At 30.9% G+C, this 9,513-nt stretch carries 10 protein-coding genes; 8 read left to right on the plus strand and 2 right to left on the minus strand.

Annotated features, from left to right (window positions below; all coding sequences use genetic code 11):
* Nucleotides 1-24 precede the first annotated feature (24 nt).
* A complete protein-coding gene (locus DXA18_RS01535; RefSeq protein WP_118382363.1) occupies nucleotides 25-1,665 on the minus strand; it encodes a relaxase/mobilization nuclease domain-containing protein in 1,641 nt (546 codons plus the stop codon).
* Nucleotides 1,652-2,074 carry a plasmid mobilization protein gene (locus DXA18_RS01540; protein ID WP_118382364.1) on the minus strand — a complete coding sequence of 141 codons (423 nt, stop codon included), beginning with the start codon at nucleotides 2,072-2,074 and terminating at the stop codon, nucleotides 1,652-1,654. Before DXA18_RS01540 ends, DXA18_RS01535 begins: the two co-directional genes overlap by 14 nt.
* A gap of 137 nt (nucleotides 2,075-2,211) precedes the next feature.
* Here DXA18_RS01540 and DXA18_RS01545 point away from each other — a divergent pair, with 137 nt between their 5' ends.
* The 8 genes from DXA18_RS01545 to DXA18_RS01575 all read left to right on the plus strand — a co-directional run.
* The gene (locus DXA18_RS01545) at nucleotides 2,212-2,454 is read left to right on the plus strand and encodes a hypothetical protein (protein ID WP_118382365.1); all 243 of its coding nucleotides are present in this window, start codon (nucleotides 2,212-2,214) and stop codon (nucleotides 2,452-2,454) included.
* Nucleotides 2,455-2,774: 320 nt separating this feature from the next.
* Nucleotides 2,775-3,137 carry a BlaI/MecI/CopY family transcriptional regulator gene (locus DXA18_RS01550; protein WP_118382366.1) on the plus strand — a complete coding sequence of 121 codons (363 nt, stop codon included), beginning with the start codon at nucleotides 2,775-2,777 and terminating at the stop codon, nucleotides 3,135-3,137.
* Nucleotides 3,137-4,315, plus strand: coding sequence for a M56 family metallopeptidase (locus DXA18_RS01555; protein ID WP_118382367.1), 1,179 nt, complete (start codon nucleotides 3,137-3,139; stop codon nucleotides 4,313-4,315). Before DXA18_RS01550 ends, DXA18_RS01555 begins: the two co-directional genes overlap by 1 nt.
* A 28-nt stretch (nucleotides 4,316-4,343) precedes the next feature.
* Complete coding sequence (locus tag DXA18_RS01560; RefSeq protein WP_118382368.1) at nucleotides 4,344-4,610, plus strand: PqqD family protein; 267 nt, start codon at nucleotides 4,344-4,346, stop codon at nucleotides 4,608-4,610.
* Nucleotides 4,611-4,622: 12 nt separating this feature from the next.
* On the plus strand, nucleotides 4,623-5,681 hold the full coding sequence (locus tag DXA18_RS01565; RefSeq protein ID WP_118382369.1) for a radical SAM/SPASM domain-containing protein: 1,059 nt from the start codon (nucleotides 4,623-4,625) through the stop codon (nucleotides 5,679-5,681).
* A gap of 78 nt (nucleotides 5,682-5,759) precedes the next feature.
* Complete coding sequence (locus DXA18_RS15580; RefSeq protein WP_158567070.1) at nucleotides 5,760-5,903, plus strand: hypothetical protein; 144 nt, start codon at nucleotides 5,760-5,762, stop codon at nucleotides 5,901-5,903.
* Between the two features lie 546 nt (nucleotides 5,904-6,449).
* Nucleotides 6,450-8,153 (plus strand): ABC transporter ATP-binding protein, encoded by a 1,704-nt coding sequence (locus DXA18_RS01570; protein ID WP_118382370.1) that lies wholly within the window; start codon nucleotides 6,450-6,452, stop codon nucleotides 8,151-8,153.
* 10 nt (nucleotides 8,154-8,163) lie between these two features.
* A partial coding sequence (locus DXA18_RS01575; protein ID WP_158567071.1) for an ATP-binding cassette domain-containing protein occupies nucleotides 8,164-9,513 on the plus strand: 1,350 nt, incomplete at its 3' end.

Below are 9,513 nucleotides of genomic sequence, written 5' to 3' on the forward strand. Positions count from 1 at the left end.
GAAGAAATTTTTGGAATATAAGATTTAGCGTGGTGGCAGATTCTTTTCAGAACTTTTTTCAAAATCAGACCTTCCATGAAGAATCATCTCTACATTTTTACATACAGTTTGCAATTCTTTTTCGTATTGTTTTCTTTTTTGATATTCCTGATGCTGCATATTTTTAATGGATAGCAGTTTTTCTTTTTCAGATTTCAATAGCTTCATAGAAGGCAGTTTTTCACTTGCTGCTTGTTGTTTCAAGAAATTTCGTGCAGTTTCATAAAGCGTGATTTCTGACAGATGTTCCTGTCGGAATTGTTTTTTATTTTTTGCGTGTAAAAATTCCCTGTAAACAGATTTATTTGCAAGATATTGCCCGGTGTAATGAATTTGTTCATTGATTCTTTTCAATTCCTGCTGTGTGGAACGGAGGTTTTTTCGACAGTTGGCAGTTTCCGATTGTGATGTAGTCAATGCAGTTATCAAATCATCTTCTGTGGAATAGCCACGTTCTTGTACATACGCAATGGTTTTTGCCATTTGTTGTAAATTGGAAAGTTTTACTTTTCTGTCATAAACCGGATTGCTCTGTGCTTTGGCACGTTGCTGCAGATCTATGACAAGTCGCAGGTCTGACTTTATAAAACAGAAGGCTTCCGTTTCTTTTTGTTCCATAAATGCAGAAGTAGTAGAGTTAGAATGAGGAGTGAAAATATCTGATCTTGTGTGAGATTGATGTTGGGGTTCTTTCTTCTTTTCCCAAATTGAAAACAGATAATCTTCTGTGTAATGGGAACCTAGCGATCTTCCGGTAATGAACTTATTTCGCTCCGGGTGCAGATAGCTGAAACGTCCTCGGCTTACTTTTAAAGTAATCTGATAGTTTTTCAAAAGTGTCGCTTGAAATTCTTCTATATTGCAGGAAGAAGCGGCAGCGTATTCAATAGCGGTTCGCAGATATTCCTTTTGTGTCTGGAAAACTGTTTGGCGTGGAGCAATTCCTTTGGACAACATTTCTTTATTCAGCGTGTCTAATTTTTTCTGTCCGGTGTGCTTTGCACGATACTCTCTGTCTGTAATTTTTTTCTCCACCGGAGAAAGTAAATCTACCTGATGTAAGTGTTCCCTGTGGCAAATATGCATAAGTGAGCGTTTTAAATAAATGAGATAAGACGGTGTCAGATGATGCTTGTATCCGGCACGGGCATCGCAGGGGCGTTCCATAAATGTCTGGTGTTCCACATCATATTTTCTTAAACTGTTGATTACAATATGTACATGAATGTTTCCACTTTCATTATTTCCGTCTGTATGGGTACATACAAGAGCCTGATGTCCCGGAAAAGTTTTTTGAGCATACTCTAATCCGAGTTGTTGTGCCTTTTCTCCGGTTAATCCATGTTCTTCGGCATCTTTTGGATCAAAGCTAAGAATATAGTGATGAGATTTGATTTCATCAAAATTCTGGTTTTTATGATATTGTGCATTTAACTCTTTACATTCCAAATCAAAAGAAAAGGGATCGCAGTTAATGCCGTCAATGTAGTATTCCTTCCTTGGAATGAGTTCTCCATTTTTATCAAGGATTGGTTTTTTCGTATGTTCATCATATTGAAACAGAAGATAGCGTTGTGCTTCTCCATAGTTAGCATTTTTACTTGCAATGTGCTTAAGAATTGCCATATTCACTACCTCTTGCATGCTTGGGGGCAGATATATTTTGGGAAGAAAAGTTCCCGGCAAGTTTTAAGACTTCGTATTTCATTTCATAGATTTTAGAAAGACTCTGCTGGAGCGATTTTTGTATTTCCTGTGAATGAATACCGCCGCTATTGAAATACCGGGCAATCTGATTTAGATTGCTTCCTATTTTTCCAAACTCGGCAATCAATTTTTTTAATTCCGGCAGATCAGCCACTAGTTCATATTTTATAATTGTTCTTTTGTTCATAATTTGTCTACGGGCAAATTCTGCCAAAGGCAGACTTGCAGCTTTTGCTTGAGATGATATAATTTCGTATTCCGTATCGGTAAGGCGGAGCATAATCTGGTGTGTATGCCGTAATGATTTTTCTTTTTTGGGTCTTGCCATAGTATAAAATCTCCTTTTATAAAAATTCTATTTACATATAAGCCGATAGAGGGAACTGCATTGGTAAATGAAAAATAACTGTGAAAATATTTCAGAAACATGGTACAATAGAAAAAATAATTGTATGGAGGTCTACTATGCCAAGAGGAAGAAAAAAACAGAATGTGCTTACTTTAGAGGAGCAGCTTGTAACAGTAAACGAAAGAATTCAGGAAGTAGAGAGTGATTTGAAGCAGCTTCGTTCTCAAAGAAAAGAAATTCAGGAGAAAATTGAGGAGCAGGAAAAGGAAACATTGTTCCGGGCGGTAGTTGCTTCGGGAAGAACCGTAGAAGATGTTCTTGCAATATTAAAAGCCCAAGATCAGAGGGAAGAACCGTAATTTAGAAAAAAGATGTTTATTGCTATGAAAAGTGTAGCAGTAGACATCTTTTTTATTACCGTGATGAAACAATCATGCTGCGACTATCAAGATAGGAGCCAATATATATTTGAAAAATATGATGATGTCGAGGGTATGGGGAGCGAAATCCTCATCAAGTTTGCCGAGTAGGAAAAAGTCACGAAGTGAGTTTTGAGTTACTCAGGCGAAACTTGCTCTGCAATGAAAATGAAAAATATATTGACATAATAAGACTATTGTGATAGTATTTATACAACGACAAAAGACTATTGCAATAGTATAAAGGAGGTACCGTTTTAATGAAGTTGTATGACTCAGAAATTAAAGTAATGAATGTTTTGTGGGAAAGAGGGAGTTTAAAAGCATCTGAAATTGTAAAAATAATGCAAAATCTTACAGATTGGAATAAAAATACAACATATACTGTGATTAAAAAATGTGTAGACAAAGGAGCCATAGAACGTAGAGAACCGGGGTTTTTGTGTGTCCCGATAATAGATAAAATTGATGTTCAAAAAAAGGAAACACAAGAATTGATAGGAAAGATGTTTTCGGGTTCACGGACGAAGTTTTTATCCTGTTTCTTATCTCAAGATGACGTTAGTGATTCAGAATTAGATGAAATGGAGAATCTTATTAAAAGATATAAAGAGGAAAAGTAGTGAATTTATTAAGGCTAAATATCTTAGTTAGTATTTTTATAATTTTTGTGATTTTCATAAGAAAATACGGGGGAAAAAGAATTGCATCATATTTTTATAGTGTGTTATGGGAAGCAATTATTATCAAATTACTGTTATCTTTTTTTGTGCCGATAATCAAAATGATGGTAGCAAGCTGGGTATTGAAAAATGAAAGTAATGCAAATGAGAAAATTAAATTTGGAATTTTTGAAAATCTTAATGTATGGATAATGTGCATATGGATATTTATTAGTATTTGTCTACTATGTATGTTTGTTCTAAATTATTGTAGATTTTTAAAAAGAATTTATAAAACGACCAGTGCAGATAGATTTAATGGTCTATTCCATATATCTCATAATAAGAAACATATCCACACAAAAATGTGTACGAGTATTCAATCCCCATTAACATTTGGTATTTTTAAGTCGACGATTTTGTTGCCGCAATCAGTTTTAGGTATGACAGAGGAGGAACAAAAATATTTATTGTATCATGAATTGGTACATGCGAAACATAGGGATTCTTTATGGAAGATTTTAGCAGTAATTATAGCAACGATATATTGGTTTAATCCCTTTGTGTGGATTTTGGTTAAGTTTTTTGATCAGGATTTGGAACTCAGATGCGATTATAATGTGGTTTCTAAACTGGGAGGAAAAGTGGAATATGCAGAGTTACTTTTGAAGTTTGCAAGAAATTCTAAAAATCCAGTTTATTTATTAAATGGATTTGGAGATTCTATAGTAAAAAAAAGAATTGTTTCTATAATGAATTTTGATAAAGAGAAAAAGAAATACACATGTTCATTACTTGTTTCAACGACATTTATTATTTTACTGATATTTTTTAAAATGGATTCGATTGAAAGCATCTCAGAAAGTATAGGAAAATCACAAGTAGTGGAGCTGAATGAACTTGAGGAAAGAGAACATCCGCTGTATGTATATGAAGAAAATGGAATTGAATATGTTAATGGCAAATGGTTTTTTAAAGGAAGTGAAATAGGAGGGCTTGTAGATGTAGGGTATTGTATTTATGTGGATGAAGGTGCTAAGAGTAGTGTTTGGATTTATGTTTCAAGGAATAAAAATGGACAAATTAGTTCGTTGGATGTGATTTCAGAAAAAGAGGGATGGGAAAAAGTAGAAAAATAACTTCATATCAATAGGAGGAATTTTGCGTATGAAATATCAAAAGAGGAATAGACCGTATGAAAATGTAAAAGAGAATGTACTTGTTCTTACTAATGATGGAAAATCAATAATTACGTTGAATAATACTGCATTTGCTATATGGCAAAACTGTGAGGGAAGGGAGTTAGAAGAAGTAGTGCAATGTGTATTACACATGTATAAATTAGATGTGGCAGAGTTTTATGATACGGTAAAGAATGACTGTATTGAAATTCTAGAATACTTAGGAGAAAACGGTTTAATTAAAGAAGGATAGAAGGTGAATAATATGATAAATGAAAGTTTAGTAGATAATTACAGTCTGCAAGGAGCGTACATAGAGCTTACATCTGAATGTAATTTACGGTGCTTACATTGTTATAATGAATCAGGCGTGTTGCGCAATTTAATCAACATGAAAGAATATGAAAATATTCTTAATAGTCTTCCAAATGGAGAAGATACAACCGTTACATTATCAGGTGGGGAACCATTATTACACCCTTTGATTTGGGAGTTTGTTAAAAAGCTAGATGAGAAAGAATTTGGAAGAAAATTAATGATAACTAATGCAACATTGATTACACCAGAAATTGCTAAAGCGTTAAAAGCTCATAATTTATCTATACAAGTAAGCTTGAATGGTTCATGTCCAGATACACATGATAAATTATGTGGAAAGGGTAATTTTGATAAAACTATAAAAGGTTTGAAATATTTACTTGATGCGGGGCTTGCAGAGAGAGTTTTAATAAGGTGCATGGTTTCTGCGTTTAATATTACAGATGTAAAAAAGATGATAAAAATGTTAGCAGAGCAGGGAATTAAACATATCGACTTGGCTACGTTAACGCTACTTGGTAGAGGAAAGAAAAATATCGATAAAATGTATTTGTTGCCAAAAGATAAAAAGGCGTTTATTAGAAATATATCTTCAGATGAAGAAATATTGAGGTATATTGAAAATGGGATAAATATTTCTTTTCCAGATGAATTTACAGGGGTTTGTCCACTAATTATGGATAGTATAGATGGAAAGAAGATTCCACTGACACCACGTATTGATTCAAGCGGTAATGTATATTTATGTCAAATATTTTCAGGAGAAAACTATTCTATAGGAAATGTTTATGACGAAACATTAAGTGAAATATGTAAAGGTGATAGACTTTCTCATTTAGTATGGTTCCTGAGATATGGAATGAAATATATGCATGAGTGTGAAAAATGTGTATGGCAATCATCATGCGGAAAAGGGTGTTTAGCACTAGCTTTGAACAACGGTTCTATCAAGAAACTGATGGAGAGTGTGAACTTCGAAAAGAACAATTTCTTGAAGATTTTTTAAAACAACAATAAGGTAACCGGCTATTAAAGAATTTGTTTTTGATAAATGATTTAGATTTAATTATAGGAGGTATTTAGTATGAACTATACAAAACCAGTAGCAACAAAAGCAACAGTAGCAACTATCGAACCAAGAGCTTGTACATCAAACTTTACTTGTACATCAAGCTTTAACTGCTCTAAATACACATGTAAAAAGAACTTTACATGTAAATCTTGGTAAAATAAGTTAATAAAGCATATAGACATTTTACTGCGAAAAGTCTTTGACAAAAAAATGATATAAAGAGGTTACCTTATTACAAATTCTTTAATAGCTAACTTAAAATGGAACTTTTATGGTAAAAGTTCCATTTTATTTTATCTTATCTATAATTTTAACGCATTTTAGAAAAAAAGTATATAATTCTTTTGCATAAAATAATTTTTAAATGAATGTTCTGGATAAGTTTATATTAGCTGTCCGGTGATATATATGGAAATCACTTCTTAGATTCACTTTTGTGCATATTGAATGCATAATTTCTACAGAAATATTTGTAAAGGCTACTACTCACTGTAGATGTGACAAGACCTTGAAAAATATTCCCATAGAAATGAAACCGTAATCAAGCACAAAAAGGCAATTTCTGGTGTCAGAACTCTGATTTCTAAATTTCTGAATTTGTGATTTTTCGAGTCGCAAGAATATTCATTAAAAAAATATACAATATAATACATATAGGGAAATGATAAACAGAATAATTGTAAGAAATAAAAGGAAAAAGCAATGGAAATAGGATATAAATGGATAATAAAAAAAATTATTAAAGGAAATATTTTGGCGTTTTTGGGAATGATATTTATATTTTTTGCTATTGGAATTTTGCAATCAGGGAGCATTTTGATAGTACAAAAAATAATGAGACAGATCAATAGCCCTAAAGAGGCATTAGTAATAATACTAATAATTGCTTTTATCGTAATACAATTATTGAGAAGTTTTGAACATTTTATCAGTGAAAATTGGGAATTATTTATCCAAAAGAAAGTGTTTAGAGTTTTTTATCATGAATTATGTGGAAAAATACATAATATATCAATTTTAAAATTTGATTCAGCACAATTTTTAGTTGATGTTGAGCGCTCAAGGAAAGCAGTAGACAATAAAATCGCAGATTTTATTGGTCAGATATTTTCTTTGATAGCAATTATATCCACCATGATTAGTTTATGTGCTATACTTGTCAAAATAGACAAAAAATTTTTTGCATATTTTCTAATTATGAGTATATTTCAAAATATAGTTCTAATTTTTAACTCAAAAGATACAATTCGATTTTTAAAGAAACAAGATAAAAAGTGGCATAAGGAATATTATTATAAAGACCTATTGGAAAATAGAGAATATGCTAAGGAAATAAGAAATTATAACGGATATGACTGGATTGTGGAAAAAAGAATGGAAAATTATGATCAAATTGCAAAGGAGCATTTAGGGTTTAGTAAAAGATGGTCAGCAATTAATATTATTACAGGAATTTTGATGTATTTATTAGAGGGAGGCATGTTTCTATTTGTGTTTATATATTTGAAAAAAGGAAATATAACATCAGATGTTGCAATAATGTTAATTCAGGCGCAGATACTTTTTTGTACTACAGTATTTGCTTGTGTAGAATATGTAATGAATGCGAAAGAAGATTTTTCTTATATAGATTCATTTATAAAAATTATGAATACAAAAGAGCAAAAAGTAAATGTAGATGCACCGGAGCATATAACTGATAAACTTGAGCTAAAGAATATATTTTTTGGATATGATGAAAAAAATCTTGTTTTAAAAAATATCAATCTATGTATAAAAAAAGGGGAAAAAGTAGCTTTAGTAGGAGAAAATGGTTCGGGCAAGAGTACGCTGGCAAAAATTATAATGGGTTTATTATTACCTACGAAGGGAGAAATAAGTATAGGAAAATGGGAAAAAGCTGCTATTTTTCAAGATTTTGGTAGATTTTATTTGAAAGTAAAAGAGAATATTTTTATAGGAAATTTAAGCGCCGATATTGATGAATTTGAAGACTTTTATAAAAACAAAAAAGAATTTCAATTTATCGAAAATCTGCCAAATGGACTTGATAGTCTTTTGGGACCTGAAATTTATGAAAATGGACTTGAATTATCAGGTGGGCAATGGCAAAAGATAGCTTTACTTCGTGCGCTAATTAGAAATGCTGAGATTATTTTATTTGATGAGCCAACATCTGCTATGGATCCTGTCGCAGAGAGAGAATGCTTTAAAGAGATAGAAGAATTATTAAAAGATAAGACAGTGATTATAATAACTCATAGAATAGGATTGACTAAATTCGCAGATAAAATAGTAACTTTGCAAAATGGACAAATTGTAGAAGAAGGTACGTATAAAGAACTTTTGAATAATACTAGTATTTTTCAAAAATATTACATGGAACAAAGTAAATGGTATAAGTGAGATGAATAAGATGAAAATATGTATCAAAATGATAAAAGAAATAATAGACAAAAGATTGTTACAAAGAATTGTGATAATGATTGTTTTGCTGCTTTCAGCAGGAATGATAGAACCTTTTATAACGTGGATATATAAGGTGATTATTGACTGTATTAGTGACTTCTCAGAAATAGATTTACAAATAATAGTGTTTGTGATATTTGCATACGAAATTCTTCAGTGCTTGATACAAATTCTCAATTATGTTAAGGAACATTTTTTTTTAAGAATCAATTATCAGTTTAGTAAAAATATTATGAAAAGTATACATCAAAAAATTAAAAATATTGATATGGAAGAATTTGAAAACCGAAAAGTATATGACTTAATGGAGAGAATAAATTCAAAAATGGCAGATGATGTATTAGATATTTTAACGACAGGATTTCAGGTTGTGACAATTGTGATATCAATACTCATATATTGTGTTATGCTTTTTGATATAAGATGGTATTTCCCAATACTAATTATTATAAGTTTAGTTCCGTCAATAGCTTTAAAACAGAAGAAAAATAAAGAAAAATTTTGTCTCGCAAGAGATTTGTTTCCAGAGGAAAGGAAAAAAAATTATTTTCTTAATGCTGTATTCCAAAGACAATATGTTAAAGATATTAAATTGTTAAATTTGGAACCTTTTTTTTTAGAGAAGGCACAAATAACTAATGATAAGGTTATCGAAAAAAATAGAGAGTTGTCAGTAAAATATTTTTTGTACGAATTATGCGTAAATATACTAAAATATGGAATACTTGGAAGCCTTATTTATATAACTTGTCATTTGGCTGCATATCAGATGGTAACGGTTGGAAGTGTCATGTTGCTGGTTAATATTTTTCAGCTGTTAACTCAAAATGTTGAATGTTTTGTAGATTTGATAAAAGGATTTAGTGACGTTTCATGGCTTATGGAAGAATGGGATGAGTTCAAAAATTTGAAAGAAAAAAAGTGGGGAAATAAGAGGAGTAGTACATATACAATACAGTTTGAAAATGTAAAGTATAAGTATCCAAATTCTAAAAAAAACTCTTTAAATGATGTATCGGTGAATATTAAATCAGGTGAGAAGGTAGTGATTGTTGGCGAAAACGGAAGTGGAAAATCTACGTTTATAAATCTTTTAATGGGAATGTATCCAGTAAGTGAGGGAAAGATAAAAATAGATGGTATAGATATAAAAGATATAGATAAAAAGTGTATGGATAAAATAGTATGCGTATTTCAAAATTTTATTAAATATCATGCAACAATAAAAGAAAATATTACATTAGGAAAAGAAAAATTAGAAAAAGAAAATATTTTTCTTCAAAGTTTTGATTTGGAT

Source organism: Dorea sp. AM58-8 (genome assembly GCF_003464045.1).
Classification (GTDB): Bacteria; Bacillota; Clostridia; order Lachnospirales; family Lachnospiraceae; genus Claveliimonas; species Claveliimonas ammoniilytica.

Bases quoted from the DNA above. Each gene is read 5' to 3' on its own strand.
- DXA18_RS01560 (WP_118382368.1), top strand. From the start codon at position 4,344: ATGAAATATCAAAAGAGGAATAGACCGTATGAAAATGTAAAAGAGAAT.
- DXA18_RS01540 (WP_118382364.1), bottom strand. From the start codon at position 2,074: ATGGCAAGACCCAAAAAAGAAAAATCATTACGGCATACACACCAGATT.
- DXA18_RS01565 (WP_118382369.1), top strand. From the start codon at position 4,623: ATGATAAATGAAAGTTTAGTAGATAATTACAGTCTGCAAGGAGCGTAC.
- DXA18_RS01570 (WP_118382370.1), top strand. From the start codon at position 6,450: ATGGAAATAGGATATAAATGGATAATAAAAAAAATTATTAAAGGAAAT.
- DXA18_RS15580 (WP_158567070.1), top strand. From the start codon at position 5,760: ATGAACTATACAAAACCAGTAGCAACAAAAGCAACAGTAGCAACTATC.
- DXA18_RS01545 (WP_118382365.1), top strand. From the start codon at position 2,212: ATGCCAAGAGGAAGAAAAAAACAGAATGTGCTTACTTTAGAGGAGCAG.
- DXA18_RS01535 (WP_118382363.1), bottom strand. From the start codon at position 1,665: ATGGCAATTCTTAAGCACATTGCAAGTAAAAATGCTAACTATGGAGAA.
- DXA18_RS01550 (WP_118382366.1), top strand. From the start codon at position 2,775: ATGAAGTTGTATGACTCAGAAATTAAAGTAATGAATGTTTTGTGGGAA.